This window comes from Scytonema sp. PRP1 (assembly GCF_036697665.2).
Taxonomy (GTDB): Bacteria; Cyanobacteriota; Cyanobacteriia; order Cyanobacteriales; family Nostocaceae; genus Kalymmatonema; species Kalymmatonema gypsitolerans.
Genome location: NZ_JBAHYJ020000024.1, coordinates 1 through 21,321 on the forward strand (window position 1 = coordinate 1; position 21,321 = coordinate 21,321).

Sequence of the window (21,321 nt, forward strand, 5' to 3'; positions counted from 1 at the left end):
GCATCTATCCGCAATAGTGGGAATTTTGAGCATTCTGGTACTGCCATCTTTTTTAGGGATAGGTATACTGCGTAACTTTTGGTGTTTCCAATTGTTACTTGATGCTCTTAGCAGTTCTTCAAGCTGAAAGCGCTCTTCAAATGTAAAGGACTTTTTGCCATCGATACCTGCTGTTTTCTTTCCAGCATTTAGCTGTGTTACTTGACGAATAGCCAGTAATCTAGCCGCTTTAGATTTCAGAATAAGTTTTTGCAAAGACAAAGCTTTGCGCTTGTCACCTGCTCGAACTGCTTTGAACACTCTCTTTGTAGGCGGAATAAATTGCGTCGAAATTTCTTCCACGGTAAATTCTTCCAAGATTCACTAGCCGTTGACTGTGCCTAATCATGCTCTGCTCCCGGACAGTGTTTTCTGAATACCTTGCGAAAATTACTTCGCATCCTACCCGACTCAAAGGATTTCCGTATCTCGTCTTACCTACCTGGGATTCGACCTCCCCAAGACTCTTAATTCGTTTTTATTCGTTCCCTCAGATGATTGATTGTTCCATTAGGTAGTGCCAATTTAACCATCAAATCCCCTAGATTCTTGCTGCTATCATTCGGAAATGCAGCGGGGATAGACTCTGATAAAGTCGGGTTTTAGGGTTATGTCCTGCTTATTATTAGGTTACTTTTCTAGGCTTCTGTTTTACCGTAGGAACTCCCCGTTAGCACCAGTGTCCGCCCATAACAGTCGTCTGATTGCGCCCTGTTCCCAGCTTCAGCCTCCGAAATTCCGAGTTCGGTCACTGTGGGCAGATAAGGAGTCACGCCTGAATCTTGCTGGTAGAATTTTCACCTTCATCCTTCTGAGAGTTCAACCATTGCTGGTTGGTTAAGCTATTTACGGACTGATTACCGTGATTCACTTAACAACGAATCGCACTTGAATCATAATTTGGTTCTTGGCAACTTTTGGTGATCTCGCTTGGGGGAAAGGCAGAAGGCAGAGGGCAGAGGGCAGAAGGAGCGCAACAAAGAAACCGAGCTGTTTTTAGCTTTGTCTAACCAAGCATCGAGCTCTCTAGGCAGGCGTTGACGCACAAGAAATGCAAACTGTTGAGCTAGTTCAATAGCTGACTCCAAATCAGAATGGGCTGTTTGTAGTCGAGCGATTGCTTCACGCTCCGACCGGCTCTGTTAGTTCCGGTCGTTGCAAGACTAAAGCAGTGACGCGACTGGGGGTGAGAGGACGATGGGAACAAGAGCTTACCCTGGGGGAAGTGTTTTTTCTTGAACCTTTTACTGGTTCAAATCCGGGCAAGGTCCTAGTTGCCGAGTGAAGCGATTGACCGTGGCATAACTACCGATATAGCCGCAGGCGCGAATTTCCTCAAACAGTTCTTGGGTGTTGTAGTGGCCGCTATTCCAGCGACTGAGGAGGTAATCATGATAAGGGTTGAGAAGACTGAGACCTTGGTCGCTACGGAAAGCGACGTTCGGTAAAAGTTGAGCTACGCAAGTAATTAGATACGGTATTTTTAGCAACTCCCAGTTCTTGAGCGATTGCTTGCACTGATAAGCCAACAGACCGTAAGCTCCAAACTTGCTCATGGATGTCCCTGCGTCTGTCCCGCGCCTTGGCGGATTGGACTTTTCTTTTTAAAGATGTGTTTTGGGGAAACCTTGGCACAACTGGGCAGGGATTCGCCTCAGCAATTAGGGAAAGGTTGTGTGCTGTTTCCACTTCTTTTAGCACTTTAGTATCAGTATTAAAGACTTGTTTTTCCACTTCTTTTAGTGCTTTGGCGTGAGTACCAAATACTTGCTCAAGCGTTTGAGATAAGTTTTGCAATAGATGAAAGCGGTCTGCAACGTGAATGGCTTCTGGCGCGCCTTGGCGAATACCACTTTCATAAGTTTTTGACCGATCTCGTGAGACGACTTTGACACCGGGATGAGCTTTTAACCATTCTGCCAAGGTTTCAGCCTTTGCATCTTTGAGTAGAGCAATTGGTCGGCTGCGTTCCAGGTCAATTAGTGCTGTGCCGTAAGTCTTACATTTACGCGCAGCAGAAGTCATCTACCCCAAGAGTATGTGGCGTTACGATTGGTGGCAGTGGGATTGAGCGGACTAAATTTAATAGTGTGTTGCGAGAAACTTTTATCCCCAATTGCTCCGAGAGCCTTCCCCCTGCTGCACCACCATTCGCTAAACCAATCGCACTTAGTCGTTGAGCTAAACGCAGAGTCCTTCGCGCCCAAGGTGCAGTTACATTGGTCAGCCTTTCGGTGAAAATGCGCCGTTTACATAAAGTGTTAATGCAAAAAAACTTCCGCACCCTTAACTGTAAAGTAATACTGTAATCAGCCCAGGGTAAGTCTGCTAAGAAGCGTTCATAGCGACTATGAATTTTATGAGTTGGTTGGTTACAAACTGGACAATTAACTACTCTACTGATGGCGCAAACAATCAACCAAATCTTCGTCTTTATCTCGTCAAGTTGGCAATTCTCAAGTTTCAGATTGGTTGAATCTGGTAATAGGTGAGTTAGCACCGACATAGGGCAAGCTTCGGCTTATTCCTCAAATGTTTGATGGAGTCAAGTTTGAAGTATCTCAATTATATCTTTCTTCCTTCTGCCTTCTGCCCTCTGCCCTCTGCCCTCTGCCTTCCCCCAACCTAGATCACCAAAAGTTGCCAAGAACCCATAAAATGGTTAATGCTTTCTGAAGCATATTGTGAGTTGAAAGTTTATTTTATGATTCAAATCACAGCCCTGGGCAAATCTCGCATTACACTCACGTGATCGCAGTCATAAGACAATTGTAGTGCTATATACTGCATCCGAGGGCGTGCAGTGTCAAAACTATTTTCAATAAAATAAAGTTATTGAGAAAGTAGGCAATGTAAAAATGACCCTACTAAACATACCTTGTTTCAAAACTGGGACTTCACCGTAGGGCAATTCCTTTAGGGAGAGGGTGCGACCGAGCGCAAATCCAGCTACAGAGTGGGTTCTGGGCGAAGTTCAGTCATGTTTACCCAAGTCATGATATCTAGGAATAAGGTAGGAAAATACTCCGAGTATAGTACGGCTTAACTTTTACCTTACTCTTCCCCTGTTGAATGATATTTCAACTAAAATAATAAACTTAAATATACATTTAGTTGTTAATTACCTTATTTTTGGAGAGTGGAGTAATAACTGAGTAAGAGTTGGATAAGAGTAGGGTATGGCACAACTCTCATCAGTAGGTTATTGTAGTGTTAATTACAAATAAATTGCTGAGAATCCCCATTTTATTAAGATTTATGCCAAGAAAGAAAGATTTAGAGTCATCGGTGATGCTGACGGTGATAAGGAAAAAGTCAACACTTGAAGGTAAGGTGCTGGAGTATATCAAGGAGAGTGAAGAGGGAGGGAGCGATTTGGCAATGGCAGCTATCATGCCGCGATATAAACCGTATTACTTACGTAAAGCTGGCGTGCGGGGAGAAGAACTACACTCCTGCGTTTTGGATGCGATCGCGGATTTAGAAGCCGAGATAGTCAAGTTAAAACGGGCATTTGGAATGGAGGGACTTGCCCAAGTAGTGCTAGTTCAACCTTATAATGGAGTTCCTTCAATGGGTGCAACTCTTACAACTGCTAACTTGGTTCCTCCAAAAGAGTCTTTTTTTGGTTTGAGTGAACCTGCTTCCGTTGAATCTGCTGCAGCAACTGAAGTGTCGGTGTCAGCAGACTTGGATGAAGGGGAAGCTTCAGACGATGATGACGATTTTTTTGATGACGATGAGGATGACCTAATTGCCAAAGCAGATATAGAAGTTGATGCGGGGTTTCGTTTAGAATGAGAAAACTCTGTCTAAACTCATTCACAATTCCCAATCCAGCGTAAAAGTTTCCTCACCATCTTCTGATTCAACTTGGGGGTCATTTGAGGTATAAGTTGAATCATCAACAGTGGGCTGATTTTGTTGTATGGGGGTTGTATGGGTGTTAACTACTGTAGACTGTACTGGTAATACACCCTGCTTAAACGCAAAGTAGCAATCAACAATAAAGTAAAGCGTCTCAAGATAACTTTTACCTAATCGTTGCGATTCTGCAAATATACGCTCGCGGTAGCTATCTTTGATTCGGACTTTTTCTGGAGTTTTATCTTGCTGAGAAATCATGTTAAATTGGTGCTTCACTGTTCACTGTTGACGGTTGACTGTTAACTGTTAACCGTCATTACAATTGCTTTAGCCATTTGCAATAGTCCATATGAATTAGCCTCTACCGGATTTTCTAGAATTTCAAACCCATTTTGTATAAGCAGTTTTTTAAACCCAGGAAGCAAGCAACCACCACCAATAGCCCAAATCTCATCGCCTTGGTGTTTGGCATCAAGGGCAAGATTAACAGGTTTTTTCAGATAGCTTTCATACCAATCTTTCAGACAAGTGGTGTATACTTCTTTGATATCAATATCACGGCTGTATTTGGTATGTCCCATTTCAAGGCAAAAGCGAATTTTCGATAAGTCCCCAAGCTTACCACCGTTGAGATGTTTCATCTTCTTAGCAATCTCACCGATGAGAACTTCCACTCCAGCAGCGTAGGGGGTATGTACTTCTCTTTTACCTTGATTGTAACGAGAATAAAGTGTTGTACCATTCCCAAAATCTACGACAGTTAACTTTTTGGGCAGCTTTCTACCAAATAAAGCACCCATACCTTCAGGTACGACTTTGAGAACTTCTACTTTAACATCAGATAGCTTGCCAGCGAGCATTGGTTGATATTCACCATTGAGTACTTTGACACAATTCTGAGTGAAAGCAACATCATGTAAACTGACAACTAGCTTTAAGTGCCAAACCTTACGATATGGCAAATGAGCGAATGCACCCAATAAAGTGATAAGGGCATTGTTGACTTTATTGATATTATTATCTGTATTACGCTCAAAATAATACCCAGTGCGGAAAGCCGACTCACCAACAGTGTAGGCATTACCATTAAAAACCACCCGACCGGGTACATCTTCCATTTCTTCTCGTGAGATGTAACTTGGAATTCTAACGACATCAAAACCATCGACTAACAGTTTGACGCTACCATAGCCATTATCAAAACCCGCACAAAAAATCTTTTGATTCGCGTGAATGTTCTTAGAACTCATAGGGGTCAAGTGGGGTATAAAGCCTCAATAAGTTTAATATACCCAAGAGAACCCCATATACATCCCTTGTAGGAGTTAATTTTACCGAAAAAGTTTTGAAAAATTTTTGGGGTATTTATAGCCCCTATTTATACCCCATTAAAAATTAAAATATCGTCGGTTAAAGAATCTCATAATTCGTGATTGTAAAATTTTTTCTAAAACAGCGTAATGCTGTTGTAAAGAAGGCTTTTTTCTATACCAAGATAATACTGGCAACGGTTAAATTGTAAGCAATAGTAGAGATTAATTTAAACCTTTATATATGTCTAAGACCAAGGGGAAACCAGATTTAAAAAAGATAGTCATCACGATAGACATGGGTGCAAGTAAAACCAAGGCTATTGTGCAAGAGTACCCTGAAGGAAAGCCTGTGGTCTTACTTTTAGATTCAGAAGTAGCTGATGTTGCTAAGGCTTCGGTTGAAAGTGTTGAAGCAGAAGGTAACCCCTCTTCTCGTGCTTGGGTAGGAATAGGTGGTGAGTATTGCGCTTTAGGAGAACTTGCCCGCCGTCGTTTCGGGGGTATATCGCAACTAAAAGAACTTAAATACGAGCTAGCAGTCCCCAAGATATGCGGTGCAATCTGGCTAGCGAAGGAGAAGTTGAACTTTGATAACGATGTTGCAGCTTACTTGAGTATCCTGCTGCCGCCGGGGGAGGTGCAAGACTCCGAACAGTTACAAGTTCGCTTGAAGGATGCATTTCGAGGGTTTGATACGCCAGCGGGTAAGATGCGAGTGAAAATGCTTCGTTATGATGCAGCTTCTGAGGGTAGTGGGGTATTTTTCCACCGCAGGAGGGTGCTTGACGAGAATATGCCTGCTTCGATGTACGTGATGCTTGGTTATCGCAACGCGAGTATTTTCACTGTTCAAGGTGGCATTCCGAGTGCGGGAATAACTAGTAATTTCGGTATGTCTTGGCTGGTAAACAATTTCACTTCTAAGGTATCGGGACTAAGCCCTGATAATCCCAATATTGTCGAGGTGTTGGTAGAAGCTGGGGTTAGTTGTGACCCCCAGGTGCTTCAAAAACTCTCGCGCAAGCGCAAACGCGAGGAGGTTCAAATTGATGGCGAGTTGATGTCTAAGGCTTTATTGCTTGCCAGAGATGAGTATTGGCGTGTGATTGTGAGGTGGTTGCGCTCAAAAATGGATGAAGATATCGAGGAACTGGTCTTTTGTGGAGGGACTGCTGATTACATTCGCCCAGAAATAGACGCTTACTTCCAAAAAGAGGGGATTAACGTATCCTGGCACGCCGACATTTTTATCCCTGATGAGATATCTTCTGGCATGGGTAATCGAATGGTGGATGTCTACGCGTTGCACCAGCATATAATTATTCAGTTTGATAAACTGACTGGTTATGCGCGCTCTGAAGTAGTGGTTTTAGCTGAATCTTCTGGAGTTAGTGCAGGTGATAGTACAACTACAACCATAGACGACCCTTTTTCTAAATTTGATTTTACGCCTGTTTCCCGCCCCAATGTTTTTATAAGAGTTAACGAAAATGCTTGAATTATTGTAGATGTAGAGTAGTGGGTTAAAAAAAATCAGCTAGAACATGGCTGTGCGGAACAGTTGCGCTCTAGCTGAATCTTGTTTAGTTGGAAATATTGTCAGTGGTTTCGGTGGAGTTATCAGTTACAGTGGGAGCATCCATCTCGGCATATTTCTTCTGCTGTTCTTCACGACGTTTCCAAGACTTGCGGTTGTATACCAACAAGTCTTCCAAACCCATGTTGAACTTTTTTTGTGCGAATATTAACAACTGTTCGATGGTGTAACGGCGGTCTTCGGGACGACCAAAGCATATTTCAAACTGTGCTTTAAACGCTGCCCAGTCGAAATTGTCAGCCCCTAATTGTCGTTGTGATTCGCGTCCGTACAAATCTCGGATGGAGTAGAAAATTGCATTGTACTTCCGCACATCAAATGACTCAACTTTGAATTGCTCCATAGCCGAATCATCGATTACAATAGCTTGGGTTTTAGTAGATTTTAAGCCAGCCATAATTGTCTCCTAGATGAGTTTTTTCGGGAATGCTGGGCGTATGCCCGTGTAAAGAAAAAGAAATCCCACTCAAGACACGAGTGAGATTTCCTTACCATGTAGACTTATTGATTAAGCGTCTGCAGTTTCTTGTTGTTTCCAGCGTTCGCGTTGTTTCCAAGTCCTTTTGTTGACTTCGAGTAGTTCTTTTAGCCCTTTGTTAAAGTGCTTGATAGAATACTCAATCATTTGTTCTACGTTGTACCTGGGATTTTTGATAGTACCGAATGTTGCAACAAACCGAGATTTGAACTCATTCCATTGGGCTTTGTTCCAGTTAATTTGAGACTGCGCTTGGATGGTCTTGCCCCAGGTTTCCTGCAATCCATAGTAGACTGCCTTGAGCTTGCGCTCATTGTAGTCAGCAATCTGGTAAATGCCCATTGCGCTGTCATCAATTAAGCTAACTTTCTTGGTTTTAGTAGCCATAGTTATCTCTTGTACGATAGATATTTCTTAGAGAATTAGCGTAAGCTTTAGTGCTTTTTATCATTGCTCCATACGATTTTTGGAGCAGAATTTTTTCTACGTTAGTAGCAGTTTTTACTTTGGGCAAATTGAGTGAATGGTGAAAAAAAACCGCAAGCGTGTTTAATTGCTTACGGTTTTTATGGATTTGTAGATGTAGATTTAGACGTAATAGTGATTTCCATTCCCAGCTTTCATATTCCCAACTATCAGGGTATCCCCGCTCCTCATCGCTTATATGTGTCTTCCGCTCCGGACGAGCAATATGTTCACTGTTCCAGTACCAACTACCATCAGTTCGACGACAAATCTTGGTTTCTAACCAGTTGTTTGTACGAACGAGAAAACCTCCATCTTTAAACTGGATAGCGCCTTTGAAACAGTTTCACGCATGCGTTAGATAGCCAGATACCAAAAACTTGCGCATTGGAATTGCATAGTCGAAGCGTGCGTGTTAGGTAACTTGTGCAATTCCAATACGTAAGCCTTTGTTGATTGAAGGGTATGGTAATGTTATTTCTCTGTCTTGTTAAACCAATTTTTGGTCAATAAATACTTGTCAACAGGCAATGCAAAAAATCACCCTACGGCTTAGTTCACATACTTGACAATGCCTACTTAACCCATGAGTTAACTTCTAACCATCAAGTTCCTTTTCTAAGCCATTATCTGCCACTAGACTATTCTCCACCGATGAAACTTTATCTATGTTAGATTCTTCTAAAAGCTCTTGAATTTGGGCAAAAAGCTTATTAATTTTTTTTAGCTTTTTCTCATCGTCCCAGATTTTACTCTTTTTGAGTGCTTTGTATATTCTGTCTGTTTTCTCTTTTTCTTCTTGTTTGCGAGATAGTGGCTTTTTCTCATCCTGAGTTTGAAGAATATCTCCTATTTTCTCTTTGATTTCAGACAGTGACAGATTTTCCTCAATCGCTTTATTTAAGAAATCTTGCCGTTTTGAATCATCCTTGAGCCGGGCGATTAATTGTGCCTTAGTGTACTCGATTTTTCCTTGCTCTAATACGGCTTGGATATCTGGAGGAAGTTTGAGCAAGGGAAGGCGGTTAGCAACAAACGACTGCCAGGATATCTTGCCCAATTGTGAGAATATCCTTTGAATAACTTGGGCTTCGTCACTAACCATAACGTTATGGTTAGAATTTCCCTTCGCGTCATTGTTCATCTGATATAGCAGAGAAACCACCATATTTGACTCAACTTCCAACTCAGTAGAAATTAGCGATAATATACCGATAGTTTCCTCAAAAGCGTTGAGTTCTTCCCGTTGGAGGTTTTCTACGAGTCGGATACGAAGTGCTGTTTTCTCGTCACACTCGATAATGCGGACGGGAATATCTATTAGTCCAGCAATTTCACAAGCTTTAAGACGGCGTTCACCAGCCACGAGTTCATGTACTTCACCAACTGGTCGGACAACGATAGGTTCGAGTAAGCCTTCCTGTTTGATACTATCAGCTAGGGATTGAAGTTTTAAGGGGTCGAAATAACGACGAGGCTGGCTGGATGGAAGAGTAATTTCGGCAATGGGTAAAGTGCTTTTAAAATCTGATGAAGGCTGTTCCTCTTCCAAACCAAATAAATTATCGAGTCCGGTTAGTTTTTCGAGTTCGCGTTTTTGGCTCATAGCTGAGTTATATATTTTGTAATTTCTTCCAGTGTGCTAACGGCAGGGTGGTTTTTCTTGTATAGTGCAAGTGGCAGATGTGCCTGGGCGGCATCAGGAAAAGCGGTTGATTTGGGAATGGGATTCGTGATGTGTATACGCTCTCCTACTTGCTTTTTAATCTCTTCCAGTATTCCTGTGTCTTGGAGGTTGCGACTATCGTATTTAGTCGGAATAAAACAAGCGATTTGTACTTTTTTGTGTCCTCCTTTTTTGATCCGAGCGATTGTTTCCAGCAGTTGGTTGGTGCCGAGATAGCACTTATACTGAGTTTCGACTGGAATAACAATATGTGTTGCCGCTACTAAGCTCATAATACTTAGTATTCCAAGAGAAGGCGGACAGTCAATCAAAATATAATCATACTTGTCAAGTACATCTTCTAGCGCGAGTTTGAGCCTTTGTCGGTTGTCAATTGTCAGGTCAGTAAGAATTTTTTGCTCTGCACCTGCTAATTGGATATTTGTTGGTACGAGGTGCATCCCGTGAATGGGTTTTTCCCATATATATAGGGGAGTTTCTTCGGCGATCGCACTATAGACAGTTTGCCCAATTTCAAGTTTTACGGACTCTAAACCCATAAAAGCTGTTAGCGATGCCTGCGGGTCCATATCTACAAGCAGTACCCGGTGTTTTTGGGCAAGGTGATAACCGAGGTTATGTGTAATGGTCGTTTTGGCGGCTCCACCTGACTGGTTGAAACTGGCAATTATTTTGGTTGATGTCATGTTACTAGGGAATTGGGTTCAAAAGTTGGGAATTGGGTTCAAAACTAATTGTCACACGCGCCCGAAAACCCTTACCGTATGAGAGTATTATATTTCCAGGGTATTTATGTGTGACAGTTAAGAACTTAATTGTTTGTGCAAGAGTTAAGAGAAGTGAAAAAATCGCTCGACCGTAAAGAAATGCGCGAAAAGTATTGACAACGACAGAATCAGGGTTTAGTACCGTTGCTAGTAAAAAACTTAATTGTTCGCGTTACATATCATATAAGCTGAAGCGATTTTTTAAACCATATAGCGCGATTTTATCAAACTGTGGTTTTTTATTCTGGCTTTCTGTAAAAAAAATATGCTAATACAAACAATCGAGCTTGTCTGTACTAGCACTATTTTTAACTACTCATCTTAGAAAGGAGGCTTAGAGTCGAATTCTTCATCCGTTGAAGTAATATTATCTTCAAGCAATTCCTTAGCAAATTCGGGTGTTTCAGGTGAATGAGCATTGCTGTCGCGTTGTACTAGTTCGCTGATTGGTTCTGCTGATACAAAGTTTCTGATTACAAGCGTCGCAATCTTTTCCTTGTAGTTTTCTCTTATATCAACCTGCTGGTCAATATACCCTTCCGCCGTACCATGTATGCCTACCCCTTTAGAGTTGATGATGACGGCTGGTGCGCCCTTGGAACGGTAGGGTATCTCATCAGCGACAACTCCCTCTCTTCCCCGGTAATAGAATTCGGCAATTCCGAAAGCAATCAAACTTCCTTCTTTATCGTGGGTTTGATTTACAGACTTAATTCGTACAGTGCTAGTAGCATTAATCATGTTCTTGTAGTTTGTAGATTTAGTAGATGGTTTTTCGCCTACACAGTATTCGTCGTAGGCGAAAAGTACTTTTCTAGAAATTGGCGTTAGCAAAAGCCTGTTCGTTTGGTGCAGAAGTAGATGTAGATTCTTCCTTACGGGGTGAACCTAATAACTCGATCGCGTTAATTGTGATTACGGGTTTTTGGCGCATGGTACCAGAATTTTTATCTGCCCAACGGTCAAACCCAAACTCACCAGTTATTGCAATCTGGGTTCCTTTACGAACGTAGTTATTGATAACTTCTGCGATGTGTCCCCATGCTACAAGGTCAAACCAAAGGGCTTGTTCGCTTCTGTAGGGAGGTCTGACAGCGAGGCTAATACTAGCTTTAACCGCACCGGACTCGAAATACTTTAGCTCCGGGTCTTGTCCGCATCTGCCAATTAGCATGACTTTGTTGATATAGTTCATATCGCAAGAATTGATTTACTTTTTTTCTGACTGCGTTAGCAAAAGTTCCTTCAGGATTTATTACTTGACGAGTTGTTTTTTCTTCAATCACACCCTTTTTACTCCACAGTCATAGGTGGTTATTCTTCGTCCTTGTTTTTCCTAAAATCGTGGTTTTTACCAAGGGATGGAAAGTTACTTTGTGCTATGGTGGTATGGCTATAAGTGATATTTATTTAAGTAATATAAGTAATTATTTATGCCTGAATATCTTCTCCTGAAGCGAGTAAATATTTGTAAGCTGATTCTTCTGGCTTTGATGTGGATACAATCTGATGAGGATAGCCAAAGCCAACTTGCTCCTGACTATTCATCCCCTTTGCGGGTAGAAAATCTGACTTGGTTAGGGGAAACCTACGTAGGAGAGGATGTTGAGCATTTTTGTGACGTTTCTAATACCACTAGGATAGGCGTGTGGGGAGAAATCTTAGAACTGAAGCTGGTAGATTTGGTTACTAATTTACCGACTTGCTTGCATGACGCATCATGGTATGCCCTGTTGGTGATCACAATGATGCTAGTGGACTTGGAACTAGATGGTGTGTACTTACATCCACAAGATAAGTATTTTGCCCGTTCTATTGCGCTTGATAGTTTAGAGCAATTGGGTGGTTCTTACTTAGCGAAAGGTCATCCTTATTTAGACTTTCCTTTATCTTTAGAAGAAGCTAAATTTCTACTACCAGTTGATAGAAAGCAAGAGTTAGAAATCGAGCTAGGAAAGTTTCTTATTAACACTTATGAACATGATTTTGAAGATGATGCACCAGATATTAGCCAGTTTCCCAAAGGTTATTTGAAAGAGGTTTTAAAAGACTTTTTTGCTAATTCTGACTGGCGGAGTGATATTGACACTGAAGCAGTTGTACAACTACAAGAGAAGTACGGGTCAGAGTATTCTCAAGCTGCATATTCCATTCAAACCAAGGATAATGAACGTTGGGGTTATACCCTTGTTTTTCTCAAGCAGTTTCTAGGCTTAGATTCCAGTTTTCTAGACAGCCATAGTGATTTATTCCTTGATGAATCTGAAAAAAGTAATTTCCCTGAATACTTTCGTATCAAGTCTCATTTAGAACGCTGGCAAGACCGAGCAGTTATCTTATCCCGATTGGTACATACCTTGGTTTATTTTTTGCTAGTAGGAGCAAATTATCATCCTAGTCATATTGATGAATTAATGGCTATCCCAGCTTCTTCACGGGCGATATCCAGCTTACAACCTTGCTTAGGGGTAGCTGCTTATCGGAGTGGTTACTATATGGCTGCTTCTGGTATTCCTGAATCAAAAGTCGGTCGAGACTGGCTTTTGGAGAAAGCTTTCCCTAACCTGCGTGATTTTTACCAGTGCGGTCGGTTGAAAGGGAAAAATATTAGTGTTGGTTTAGTATAAATTTTTCATATTTTTACTTGTGAATAAGCTTGAATAACTTCAGTGTCAGAACTTATACCATTTTGAAAAAAGAATGCGACACATGATTGCCTATATAACGGTTCTATCTGTCGCAAACATTTTTTGAATTGGTATTACGTAATTTTTACTACAAAGAGAACGACCTTTCCTTACAGAGAAGAAGAGATCAGAATTTGAACGAAAACTGATTATGAAAATAGTGATAATTGTTCTATCTGGACGATACTTTCGGTTTGAGGTTTTTCTGTAGGCTGTTTGTTGTTTAACGACTTTTTACCCCATCCTTCTTTTGCCGCGTGTTTGACCACCCGGGAGCGGATATCACTGGCTACCGTTTCATAATCGGAGCGGATTTTCTTATACTGAATTGGGTCGGTTCCTATCCTTTGCCAGAGACTATCGTAATTGTAGTTTTTGAAGGGTCTGTGCTTGGTAAGAGCATCATGACTTGCCCAGAGGTAGACATCCGTCCATTCTGGTGAAAGTGGTATCTCGAAAGTGATTGGCATCATGAGAGCCAAAACCTCACTACTTGAAGCCAATTTTCCTATTTCCCCTTTGTCTATCTCTTCTAGCGCTGCGTCCAATCTATCGATAGCGATCGCACACCAAACCCAAGCCGGAATTGACTGTTCCCAGTCGTTCTGCTGAGTTACAATTGGTCCTGCAACGTACTGAACAATTTCAGGACTTGCCCCTGCCAAATTAAGTAAGCTGGCGGTTACAGCTTTATGAATCCCTTGGCTGGTTAATAGCTGAAGTATCTTTCTGGTACTGGGGGTAAGTATTTCACTTGCTTTTTGGCTTTTGCTGTTACAGATAGTTTGCTCAATATCAAAAAGGCTTTGCTGCTGGTTCATATCATTCCTTGTGTAAATAAATACTGCCAGCTAAAAACGCTTTTAGCTGGCAGCAATTGCTGCTAATAGATGTATTTGGCTATGGCAAAAGTAAACTATCCCAAACACTTCTAGGGTTAACGTGGTACAAGAGTTGGTTTCTCGCCTGCGTAAATTTAGCGAGTAGCTGAGTGTTTTGTAACTTTTTCCACCAGTTGTGTTGTAGGTAAGTAAGTAGCCATAACTGCGTCTCGTGATTCCAACTTGAGATGCTGTTACTCAAACTGAGTGCGCTGAGGATATCGCTAGGAGGTGCTTCTAGTTGGCTTACAATTGCTTTTGGTATAGATAACAACATCTTTATGTGAGCGATCCCTCGACCGGGACTGCCTTCACTAATAGCCAGAATTTCTTGTGTTAGTTCAATTTGTTGGTTTTTTATAACAGACACAACCTCCTCATCGGTTAGTCTATGAAAGGGTATTATTTGGCATCTACTTTTAATAGTGGGTAGTAGCTTTTGGGGATGAGATGAAATAACGATGAATGTTCCAGTTTTAGGTTCCTCCAGGGTTTTGAGAAGGGTATTGGCGGCGCTGGGGTGCAGCATATCGCAAGAGTGGATAATTACTACCTTTTGGTTGCTATTAATGGCGCTAGTTGAGAGGAATTCAATGACTTCTCGTATCTGTTCAACCCGGATAGTGGGGATACCTTTTTGTTGAGAGGTGTTTTCACAGAGAAGTTGCCGGGGGGATGTTCCCTCCAGCAAACTTCTGGAGGAAGTCGGTTTGATATGCAAGACGTCTAAATGATTTTCTCCCACAATAGTGTTTGCAAATGCTAGAGCAGTTTTGGTTTTTCCCACTCCTTCAATCTCACTGGTAAATAGGTATGCGGGGGCAATCTTATTATGTTCGATTGCTTCAGTAAGCAGAAGTTTGGCGGTATGTTGTCCGATGATTTCCGTAAATGGATTAGTTTTATTGTTCATACGGTGCAGATTTCGATAATTCTGCTAGTTAAGCTATGAGTTCCAGTTTTGAGCTCGGTTTCGAGTTGTACGAGTGTAGTGAGGCTGTTTTTGAGCTTTTGAACAGCTACATACTTGACCTCATCCTTGAGGTAATGCAATCTTTTGGGGTTTTTCAGTTCGGCGATTTCTGCAATCTTGTTTTCGGCGAGTTTTGCTTCTAATCCAGCTTTAGTTATTAACCAGATGCGGAAAATAGACGTGAGCGTTGCTACTATTTTGAGTGGATGTTCGTTGTTATCCAGTAGTTTGGATATTTGCATTATTGCTAAGTTTGGATGGTTTCTTAACATAGCAATCGTAAGTTCTGAATAGTCAGTGTTATTATTACTAACTAGCTGGGATACTTCTTCAAGCTCTAAGGTTTTTCCATCTGCGTAGATAGCAAGAAGAGCGAATTCGCTCTTCGCTCGTGCGGTGTTGTTGCCAATTGCTTCGACTAAGTAATGAGTTACATCTGGTGTGAGTTTAACTTGATGAGCAGCTGCATACTTCCCTATCAAATTAATTATCCCTTTTTTATCCCAACTGGGAACGAGAGGGAATTCCTCTTGTTGAGCAGATTTTAGAATAGTTTTTACTACTGCCCTACGAGAATCTGGCTTGTTATTACCAGTAATTAAGAGGATGCTATTTGAAGGTATTTGAGAAAGCTGATTATCAAGGTCTAGGTTATCTTCATTTGATAAACTTCCAATCAGATATTCGCTGTCTACATGAACAATTTTGCTACCTTCTCCAAAGGGAAGAGTCATTACCTCAGTAAAAACGTTGGCAGCAATATTTTTCTCGTTACCAGATAATCTGACGTAGTTAAAAGCTTTCCAGTCCGGATAAACATTTTGATTAACCAACTGGTCAATTTTTTGATTGAGCGAGTAGGTATCCTCGCCGTAGTATAGGTATACAGGCATGATAATTTTGATATATTTCTAACTATCAGACGTGAGTAGTAAGTGGTGGTTTGAAAAAATAGAAGAGTTAGTATTAACTCTTCCCACTTGCCTAGTTTTTAGGATGCAGCTTCAAGGCGAATAGTTGTCTAAATCATATACTTTTACAGTTGTGACTTTAACTTTTGATTGATGATTTAAATTTTCTACAGATTTTATCCCATTAAACTTGCGAATTGAATCCTTACCTTCCAAGTAATGCAATACACATGATGGACCTCCCACTTGATATAAAGAAATAGCCGATTCCCACTCATCAAGTGATGCTTTTTTCTCTTGAAGAATTTGGACAATCGCAGAGGGAAGTTTGACTTCTTTATTGGTATCTAGGTTAAGATGGGGGGTGGTTTCAGATAGGAGTTCTTGCTCGCTTTTTGGTAGTTCGCCATACCTAATGTTTATCTGATTTAGCTCTGCTGTAATACCTTGCAGAGGTAGCGTGTGCTGTACAAATTTTTTCTGTTTTTTGGTTTTAACCTTTCGTTTTGGTTTGACTACAACAGGGTTTGTAGGAGTATGTACAGCGTAACATTGGGGAATGTAGAGTGAAAGTTGTCCCCAAAGCTTATAGGATACAGTTTTCTTCTCTGGTTGGTTAATTTTGTACTCAAATTTAGCAGTATGCCTGGGGACGCCACACCTGCGGAGTTTGACCTCAATTTTGTACGATAGACTGCCTTCTATAAGCGTATGGCTGTCAAGAATGACTGCGTTTGTTCTTTCCCACCATTCGACAATTACGATGCGATCGCCGCTTAGTCCTTCAATAATGTTACTCAACCGGGAGTTAGGACGAGAAGCAATAAATTTATTGACCCAGGCTCGCTGTTTTTTGTTAAGCCTGGGCTTACGATATGAGGATTTATTTTTCATTTTATTGCATTTCTATTGATGAATGATACCCCCACCAATCAGTCGCTCAATAATTGATAGGAGTTTGGTTATCTAGAACAGAGATAATTGTCGCTTGTTAGGTTCTAGTATTTCGGGAGCAGCTATTGTGAGAATTTCTTCTCGTTTTTTCTCAATCATGTCTAGATAATACTGATGTGAATATTTCTCATCACTAGTGATATTGGTTAACCCTCTAACACCATAATAGTAAGTGACTACATCACCAGGTTTTCCCAGTTTGAGGAGTTCCTTTTCACCCTCACGAATCCTGCGAGTGATGGCAAGTTTGTCTTTTGGATATTTCCTTGATAAAATCTGAGATTTGACATTCTCGTAATATTCCTCTGCGCCTACTTGGTTTTGGATTAAGTAAGTTAAGTATTCAACAGGAAATTCTTTCTCTAACTTGGAGCGAGAACGGCTTCTCCAACTACCTTTGCGGATAATCTTGCCATCTTCTAGCCATAAGAGATAGTTCTTAGTTCCCCTTTCAGGAATAAACATCGCTTCGGCGATAAACTCTAGTTTGACGCTTATCTTTTTGGGTAATTGAGATTGAAGTGTAGCGTACACTTCTTCTGGTTTAGGGTGAGTAAAGAACACCCCATCAGTATCAACTTCTATAGGAGTTGCGCCAACGCTGTTGATTACCTCAATCATGAACTGTAATATGCGCCTACCATAGGCTGTCACCAAGGCAGCTGCTTCCATATCGTTGAAAGCGAGTTCAGATGTTCCAAAGAACCCAAACTGAGAATTAGCCAGAACTTTGATGGATTCTCTTTTTTCCTTGGCAACAATGTCTCCAGTACTGGCAAGTTGTTCCAACCTCGACTTTTCAGTTACCAAATATTGCAAGATGCTCAGCCCGATTCGCTTTGTATCCTTACGAGAGACAATTCCTTTCGACAATATAGTTCTGGGGTACATGGAACTGATATCGATGTATCCAACCTTTCTATAGAGTCCTGGAATGGAGTCGGCACAACCTCCTTGGAATTTGTACTTGCGATCGGGTTTGGGTTTGTGTCCAGGATAATAATGCTCAAAAATTCTTTCCCACTTTGTGCCGTTACCTGCCAGAGCTAACTGCTGGAGGTTCATGCCCGGTACAATCAATGTTTCATAGTAATAAGAGGGCACAAGCCGGTTGGCTATAAGTTGAGTATCTTCTAGGTCGTAGGTAAGATACTCCTTAATTTTCTGCCATCCCTGATTACCAGAACCAGCTTTCCAGCAAGCGAGAATTTCCTCATAGGGGAGAACTAGTCGCGGTTCTGAGCGCAATCTCATTTCCAGTACCACTTGTTTGAGTGATCGCCCGTTGGTAAGTTCCTTGGCGACAAAATCCCACCTGAGAACGCAGATAAAGATATCTACATGCTGGCAGTTGCGGATGAATACTTCTCGAATCTTCAGTGGTTTACCACGTACCTGGGCAGTTCGGATAATGCGTGTTTTAGATGCAATTCTAAAGGGATGAGGAATGCCATGTAATTCACAGCGGGTGATAATAAACGGTAGGTCAAACTCAGTTCCGTTGTAGGTGTAAATTACATCTAATTTGCTTGCTTCTAGATGTAGGAGAAACTCGAGGAGAATTTTGCTTTCGGCTTTATCCATAAAGATGGTAATTTCCCCTATCTCGCTCATGCAGCCAATTGCATAGATCCGATTTTCTCTTGGGTTTATCCCTGCCGTTTCAATATCGACTACCAGAGTTTTGAGGCTAGAGTATGTCGGAATATTTACCGTGGTATGCCACTCAGGTATTGGGGTAGTATCTGACCAGAATATGTCAAGTTTTTCCTCATCAACGATGATTTTATTACCAGATTTGGTAATAAAATCTCGGTGGTTATAATTCATACTTTACTAAAGTTTACAGAATTACTTACTTTTCTTTGGCATGAATCCTTGTGGTTTAGTAGGGGGTTTTTTTGATGGTAAAAATACCTCAAAAATGATGTCCAGATTATTAGTAAGTGCGAAGATTGAAAGCGGCTGCACTAAGGGTTCTTTTTTCTTCTAATAGTGCGGTCATAATCCTGTACCAGGGTACTGCTGCTAATATTGATGTTGTCGCTGTAAGCAGCCATACTGGAAATTCGCGTACTTTTAATTGATTGTAAGTGTTTTTAAGATTTGAATTGTATTCCACCCAAGCAAAGGCTACTAATTCTTTAAGAAGGTCTTGCCTATCATTACTGTATATGTATTTGCACGCTTCATCTACACATCGCTCATGAGTTTGTTTGTAAGCAATTGTTATTTCTAGCATTTGGATTTTTTCTGCTTCTGCTACTTGCTAAGAGTGAATTCAATTGGTGCTGTATAAATTTTTGGCACAGCTAGAGGCAACTGCTAGAATACAGTCAAGGTGTTTTCTAAGTCGGTCAATTTCAAGCAGACAGTCATTAAAATGCGCTATTCCATTGCTGCATTGAACTGAATTTCCCTTAACTTGTTCTGATAGCTGTCTGGTGGCGAATGGTCCATCGATAGTTAGTGTGCCATTAATGGCTATATCTAAAATTTCGAGAAAACGTTTTTTAAAGAGTGCAAGGGTTTGTTTACGGTCTAATGTTTTAGGACGGGAATAGATAACTCCGCTAATTTCTGATTTATCGGGACATTCATCTCCTACGCCTGGAAAATGTCGTAAGTTCGGTGGCATTTTTTCACCCTTGGCAAGGCATAACTCGCCAAAACATTTGGAGCCGAAGCGGTAATTCATCAATATAGGTATCGAAGTCGGCGATTGCTGCTGGCAATACAAGTCCTGTACGAAAGCTAATTGCTTCAACTGGCATAATTTTCATCAGATACTTCCAGAATGCCAGTTGTTAAATTCTGTTGTGGTCTTGTTTGATATCTTAATTTTGGGCTTCCCAATCAGGGCAGTCTTTATAAAGAAAAACGCCTGAAAACCCTGAAGTAAAAACATGGAAACTTAAAAAGCTTTGATGTTTTTTGTCTTTTCAAGCGGGTATGAAAGCCAGTAAAAGGGCGTTAGCTCTCAGTCAACCCCTTCGCTTAATTCAAAATTCACGCATTATAAATTCAAAATTAGACCAAACGTGACTCAATCAGATAAGATGAGTCATTGGGTTGATATGTTGAGAAGTCACTATAATTGGTGTCTGAAGGACATGGTGAGCCTGGGAACTTGAGCAATCAAGATATTAAGGCAGTGATGTCTTAAGAATCATCGTCGCTTTTAGCGCGGTGAGTGTCAATAAGGTTGGGGCTTACTACACAAGCTAAATATTGCTGTAGATGCAATTTGTGTATTATATTTAATGTGGCTTTTGATAGATAAAAAATCTTTCCCCAAACTTTTTCATTGGGGAAAGTGAGTGTCTTTACAAAGCGGCGAACACTTGAATTAGACGGTTTGTAATTTAGATTTCATCTGAAGCTTTTGTACAAGTTGTACCCAGGCTGGCGCTTTCTTACCTTGGATGGGAGTCAGATTGTTCCAATGCATTTCCAGTTCAGATTGGGATAAATGTGGGAGTTGTTCCTTACCCCAATTGATTGCATCTTGGATTGTTTTCCAATTAGTCCAAGGTTGTTTTGCTCCTTTGATATTGCTTAACTCAATTAGTGTTGCTTCCAACCAAAGTTTAGCTGCCTCCGAGTCACGCATTAACTGTTGTCTTGACATTAACAGGGCAATACTTGCTTGAATCTGGGTTATTTCCCACATTTGAGAAATAGGTACGAGTTCTTCCCAGGTGTCTTTCTCCAGTTGAGTAATTTGTCTATTATCAGGAGCAGTTTTAGCGACTAGCAGGTCTTTGAGAAACCCAGTTAAACTTGAGTATATGACGAACGGGTTCTTGCCATACTCAATTAAGTCCTGGAGAATTTGTAAGTTAGCTGTTACTTCCCCTTTGGCAAGGTTTTCGGTTAGGGTAAGTAGGTCGTGTTCGGGAACGACACCTGATAATTCCCAAACCCAATTTGGTGTTATTTCTTCTACTCCCAAGTTGCTCAATTGATCGAGCAATACAAGACAGTTGCGAAGAAAGCCTCCACAAGACTTGACAATTGCCCAAATACCAGGTGCGTTAATGTTAATGTTTTCGTTCTGGGCAACTTCTGATAAATACTGAACAAGTGTTTCTAGTCCTACTCTCCTAAAATCAAACTTTTGGCAGCGCGAGATGATAGTTTCGGGAACCTTGTGTATTTCAGTTGTGCAGAAGATGAAAACTACATGACGGGGCGGATTTTCAATAGTCTTGAGAAGCGCCTGCCACGATTGGCTGCTTAAGGCATGACATTCATCAATAATGAAAATTTTGAATCTGCTCTCAACTGGTGCAAACTGGGTAGTGGATATTAGCTCGCGCATCAGTTCTACTCCGCTATTGCTTGCCGCATCCAGTTCGGTTACATCGAGGGAGGAGGAAGCTGTAATTCCCTTGCATGAGTTGCACTTTCCGCAGGGTTCAGTTGTCGGCTTTTCGGTTGATTGACAGTTGAGTGATTTGGCGATGATGCGGGCGGTACTAGTTTTGCCCGTGCCTTTGGGACCATTAAACAGGTAAGCGGGTGCAATCTTGTGATGTGCGATCGGGTCGCGACTCCCTCCTGGGAGTATCGCATTTGTGAGGGTGCGGACAATATGCTCTTGTCCGATAACTTCGCTAAGAGTTTGGGGACGATATTTCAGATGTAGTGGTTGGTACATAGGTTTGATGATGAATGGTGGTATTTATGTACTCCCTAC

23 protein-coding genes and 2 pseudogenes are annotated in these 21,321 nt (G+C 41.3%); 5 read left to right on the plus strand and 20 right to left on the minus strand.

Features of this window, described 5'->3' with window-relative positions; genetic code table 11:
- The 3 genes and pseudogenes from V5G28_RS04170 to V5G28_RS36580 form a co-directional block, all read right to left on the minus strand.
- Window positions 1–388 (minus strand): annotated as a pseudogene (locus tag V5G28_RS04170) (reverse transcriptase N-terminal domain-containing protein); the annotation flags it as partial.
- A 289-nt stretch (window positions 389–677) separates the two neighbouring features.
- Window positions 678–812 (minus strand): hypothetical protein, encoded by a 135-nt coding sequence (locus V5G28_RS04175; RefSeq protein WP_336229645.1) that lies wholly within the window; start codon window positions 810–812, stop codon window positions 678–680.
- A gap of 192 nt (window positions 813–1,004) precedes the next feature.
- A pseudogene (locus tag V5G28_RS36580) lies at window positions 1,005–2,545 on the minus strand (ISL3 family transposase); the annotation flags it as partial.
- Window positions 2,546–3,297: 752 nt separating this feature from the next.
- Between V5G28_RS36580 and V5G28_RS04190 the strand changes: the two are divergent.
- Window positions 3,298–3,840, plus strand: a complete 543-nt coding sequence (locus V5G28_RS04190) for a hypothetical protein (RefSeq protein ID WP_336229649.1) — start codon at window positions 3,298–3,300, stop codon at window positions 3,838–3,840.
- A gap of 21 nt (window positions 3,841–3,861) precedes the next feature.
- Here V5G28_RS04190 and V5G28_RS04195 read toward each other — a convergent pair whose 3' ends face one another.
- Together V5G28_RS04195 and V5G28_RS04200 are read right to left on the minus strand one after the other, a co-directional pair.
- On the minus strand, window positions 3,862–4,164 hold the full coding sequence (locus V5G28_RS04195; RefSeq protein ID WP_041042283.1) for a hypothetical protein: 303 nt from the start codon (window positions 4,162–4,164) through the stop codon (window positions 3,862–3,864).
- Between the two features lie 41 nt (window positions 4,165–4,205).
- Complete coding sequence (locus V5G28_RS04200) at window positions 4,206–5,156, minus strand: ParM/StbA family protein (RefSeq protein WP_336229650.1); 951 nt, start codon at window positions 5,154–5,156, stop codon at window positions 4,206–4,208.
- Between the two features lie 304 nt (window positions 5,157–5,460).
- Here V5G28_RS04200 and V5G28_RS04205 point away from each other — a divergent pair, with 304 nt between their 5' ends.
- Window positions 5,461–6,717 (plus strand): ParM/StbA family protein, encoded by a 1,257-nt coding sequence (locus V5G28_RS04205; RefSeq protein ID WP_336229651.1) that lies wholly within the window; start codon window positions 5,461–5,463, stop codon window positions 6,715–6,717.
- Between the two features lie 85 nt (window positions 6,718–6,802).
- Here the strand turns inward: V5G28_RS04205 and V5G28_RS04210 are convergent, their stop codons facing one another.
- Both V5G28_RS04210 and V5G28_RS04215 read right to left on the minus strand, forming a co-directional pair.
- A complete protein-coding gene (locus tag V5G28_RS04210) occupies window positions 6,803–7,213 on the minus strand; it encodes a hypothetical protein (protein ID WP_336229652.1) in 411 nt (136 codons plus the stop codon).
- Between the two features lie 111 nt (window positions 7,214–7,324).
- Complete coding sequence (locus V5G28_RS04215) at window positions 7,325–7,681, minus strand: hypothetical protein (RefSeq protein WP_336229653.1); 357 nt, start codon at window positions 7,679–7,681, stop codon at window positions 7,325–7,327.
- A gap of 132 nt (window positions 7,682–7,813) precedes the next feature.
- Between V5G28_RS04215 and V5G28_RS04220 the strand changes: the two genes are divergently transcribed.
- Window positions 7,814–8,080 (plus strand): hypothetical protein, encoded by a 267-nt coding sequence (locus V5G28_RS04220; protein WP_336229654.1) that lies wholly within the window; start codon window positions 7,814–7,816, stop codon window positions 8,078–8,080.
- A gap of 277 nt (window positions 8,081–8,357) precedes the next feature.
- Here the strand turns inward: V5G28_RS04220 and V5G28_RS04225 are convergent, their stop codons facing one another.
- The 4 genes from V5G28_RS04225 to ssb all read right to left on the minus strand — a co-directional run bounded on the left by V5G28_RS04225 (window position 8,358) and on the right by ssb (window position 11,408).
- Window positions 8,358–9,365 (minus strand): ParB/RepB/Spo0J family partition protein, encoded by a 1,008-nt coding sequence (locus tag V5G28_RS04225; protein ID WP_336229655.1) that lies wholly within the window; start codon window positions 9,363–9,365, stop codon window positions 8,358–8,360.
- Complete coding sequence (locus V5G28_RS04230) at window positions 9,362–10,132, minus strand: ParA family protein (protein WP_336229656.1); 771 nt, start codon at window positions 10,130–10,132, stop codon at window positions 9,362–9,364. The genes V5G28_RS04225 and V5G28_RS04230 overlap by 4 nt, the downstream gene beginning before the upstream one ends.
- 402 nt (window positions 10,133–10,534) lie before the next feature.
- A complete protein-coding gene (locus V5G28_RS04235; RefSeq protein WP_336229657.1) occupies window positions 10,535–10,954 on the minus strand; it encodes a hypothetical protein in 420 nt (139 codons plus the stop codon).
- Window positions 10,955–11,027: 73 nt separating this feature from the next.
- Window positions 11,028–11,408, minus strand: a complete 381-nt coding sequence (gene ssb / locus V5G28_RS04240) for a single-stranded DNA-binding protein (RefSeq protein ID WP_336229658.1) — start codon at window positions 11,406–11,408, stop codon at window positions 11,028–11,030.
- 238 nt (window positions 11,409–11,646) lie between these two features.
- Here ssb and V5G28_RS04245 point away from each other — a divergent pair, with 238 nt between their 5' ends.
- Window positions 11,647–12,840: a hypothetical protein gene (locus V5G28_RS04245; protein ID WP_336229659.1), complete on the plus strand. Its 1,194-nt coding sequence runs from the start codon at window positions 11,647–11,649 to the stop codon at window positions 12,838–12,840.
- Window positions 12,841–13,049: 209 nt separating this feature from the next.
- On the opposite strand, the gene V5G28_RS04250 is transcribed toward V5G28_RS04245, so the two are convergent.
- The 8 genes from V5G28_RS04250 to V5G28_RS04285 form a co-directional block, all read right to left on the minus strand.
- Window positions 13,050–13,721 (minus strand): hypothetical protein, encoded by a 672-nt coding sequence (locus V5G28_RS04250; protein ID WP_336229660.1) that lies wholly within the window; start codon window positions 13,719–13,721, stop codon window positions 13,050–13,052.
- Between the two features lie 79 nt (window positions 13,722–13,800).
- The gene (locus V5G28_RS04255) at window positions 13,801–14,694 is read right to left on the minus strand and encodes an AAA family ATPase (RefSeq protein ID WP_336229662.1); all 894 of its coding nucleotides are present in this window, start codon (window positions 14,692–14,694) and stop codon (window positions 13,801–13,803) included.
- The gene (gene holA, locus V5G28_RS04260; protein WP_336229664.1) at window positions 14,691–15,647 is read right to left on the minus strand and encodes a DNA polymerase III subunit delta; all 957 of its coding nucleotides are present in this window, start codon (window positions 15,645–15,647) and stop codon (window positions 14,691–14,693) included. Before holA ends, V5G28_RS04255 begins: the two co-directional genes overlap by 4 nt.
- 111 nt (window positions 15,648–15,758) lie before the next feature.
- On the minus strand, window positions 15,759–16,559 hold the full coding sequence (locus V5G28_RS04265) for a hypothetical protein (protein ID WP_336229665.1): 801 nt from the start codon (window positions 16,557–16,559) through the stop codon (window positions 15,759–15,761).
- Window positions 16,560–16,631: 72 nt separating this feature from the next.
- Window positions 16,632–18,449, minus strand: coding sequence for a ribonuclease H-like domain-containing protein (locus V5G28_RS04270; protein WP_336229667.1), 1,818 nt, complete (start codon window positions 18,447–18,449; stop codon window positions 16,632–16,634).
- 109 nt (window positions 18,450–18,558) lie between these two features.
- Complete coding sequence (locus V5G28_RS04275) at window positions 18,559–18,861, minus strand: hypothetical protein (RefSeq protein WP_336229669.1); 303 nt, start codon at window positions 18,859–18,861, stop codon at window positions 18,559–18,561.
- Between the two features lie 39 nt (window positions 18,862–18,900).
- Window positions 18,901–19,257, minus strand: coding sequence for a hypothetical protein (locus tag V5G28_RS04280; protein WP_336229670.1), 357 nt, complete (start codon window positions 19,255–19,257; stop codon window positions 18,901–18,903).
- A 4-nt stretch (window positions 19,258–19,261) separates the two neighbouring features.
- Complete coding sequence (locus V5G28_RS04285; RefSeq protein ID WP_336229672.1) at window positions 19,262–19,402, minus strand: hypothetical protein; 141 nt, start codon at window positions 19,400–19,402, stop codon at window positions 19,262–19,264.
- A 246-nt stretch (window positions 19,403–19,648) separates the two neighbouring features.
- On the opposite strand from V5G28_RS04285, the gene V5G28_RS36585 reads away from it, so the two are divergent.
- Complete coding sequence (locus V5G28_RS36585; RefSeq protein ID WP_442994218.1) at window positions 19,649–19,753, plus strand: hypothetical protein; 105 nt, start codon at window positions 19,649–19,651, stop codon at window positions 19,751–19,753.
- Between the two features lie 215 nt (window positions 19,754–19,968).
- On the opposite strand, the gene dnaX is transcribed toward V5G28_RS36585, so the two are convergent.
- On the minus strand, window positions 19,969–21,282 hold the full coding sequence (gene dnaX / locus V5G28_RS04290) for a DNA polymerase III subunit gamma/tau (protein ID WP_336229673.1): 1,314 nt from the start codon (window positions 21,280–21,282) through the stop codon (window positions 19,969–19,971).
- Window positions 21,283–21,321: the final 39 nt, after the last annotated feature.

What these genes read in the sequence shown, in the direction of transcription:
- V5G28_RS04225 (WP_336229655.1), bottom strand. Translation starts at nt 9,365, where the DNA reads ATGAGCCAAAAACGCGAACTCGAAAAACTAACCGGACTCGATAATTTA.
- V5G28_RS04200 (WP_336229650.1), bottom strand. Translation starts at nt 5,156, where the DNA reads ATGAGTTCTAAGAACATTCACGCGAATCAAAAGATTTTTTGTGCGGGT.
- V5G28_RS04215 (WP_336229653.1), bottom strand. Translation starts at nt 7,681, where the DNA reads ATGGCTACTAAAACCAAGAAAGTTAGCTTAATTGATGACAGCGCAATG.
- V5G28_RS04275 (WP_336229669.1), bottom strand. Translation starts at nt 18,861, where the DNA reads ATGCTAGAAATAACAATTGCTTACAAACAAACTCATGAGCGATGTGTA.
- V5G28_RS04270 (WP_336229667.1), bottom strand. Translation starts at nt 18,449, where the DNA reads ATGAATTATAACCACCGAGATTTTATTACCAAATCTGGTAATAAAATC.
- V5G28_RS04190 (WP_336229649.1), top strand. Translation starts at nt 3,298, where the DNA reads ATGCCAAGAAAGAAAGATTTAGAGTCATCGGTGATGCTGACGGTGATA.
- V5G28_RS04205 (WP_336229651.1), top strand. Translation starts at nt 5,461, where the DNA reads ATGTCTAAGACCAAGGGGAAACCAGATTTAAAAAAGATAGTCATCACG.
- V5G28_RS04280 (WP_336229670.1), bottom strand. Translation starts at nt 19,257, where the DNA reads ATGCCACCGAACTTACGACATTTTCCAGGCGTAGGAGATGAATGTCCC.
- V5G28_RS04250 (WP_336229660.1), bottom strand. Translation starts at nt 13,721, where the DNA reads ATGAACCAGCAGCAAAGCCTTTTTGATATTGAGCAAACTATCTGTAAC.
- V5G28_RS04285 (WP_336229672.1), bottom strand. Translation starts at nt 19,402, where the DNA reads ATGAAAATTATGCCAGTTGAAGCAATTAGCTTTCGTACAGGACTTGTA.
- ssb (WP_336229658.1), bottom strand. Translation starts at nt 11,408, where the DNA reads ATGAACTATATCAACAAAGTCATGCTAATTGGCAGATGCGGACAAGAC.
- V5G28_RS04245 (WP_336229659.1), top strand. Translation starts at nt 11,647, where the DNA reads ATGCCTGAATATCTTCTCCTGAAGCGAGTAAATATTTGTAAGCTGATT.
- V5G28_RS04255 (WP_336229662.1), bottom strand. Translation starts at nt 14,694, where the DNA reads ATGAACAATAAAACTAATCCATTTACGGAAATCATCGGACAACATACC.
- V5G28_RS04210 (WP_336229652.1), bottom strand. Translation starts at nt 7,213, where the DNA reads ATGGCTGGCTTAAAATCTACTAAAACCCAAGCTATTGTAATCGATGAT.
- V5G28_RS04195 (WP_041042283.1), bottom strand. Translation starts at nt 4,164, where the DNA reads ATGATTTCTCAGCAAGATAAAACTCCAGAAAAAGTCCGAATCAAAGAT.
- V5G28_RS04230 (WP_336229656.1), bottom strand. Translation starts at nt 10,132, where the DNA reads ATGACATCAACCAAAATAATTGCCAGTTTCAACCAGTCAGGTGGAGCC.
- dnaX (WP_336229673.1), bottom strand. Translation starts at nt 21,282, where the DNA reads ATGTACCAACCACTACATCTGAAATATCGTCCCCAAACTCTTAGCGAA.
- V5G28_RS04265 (WP_336229665.1), bottom strand. Translation starts at nt 16,559, where the DNA reads ATGAAAAATAAATCCTCATATCGTAAGCCCAGGCTTAACAAAAAACAG.
- holA (WP_336229664.1), bottom strand. Translation starts at nt 15,647, where the DNA reads ATGCCTGTATACCTATACTACGGCGAGGATACCTACTCGCTCAATCAA.
- V5G28_RS04235 (WP_336229657.1), bottom strand. Translation starts at nt 10,954, where the DNA reads ATGATTAATGCTACTAGCACTGTACGAATTAAGTCTGTAAATCAAACC.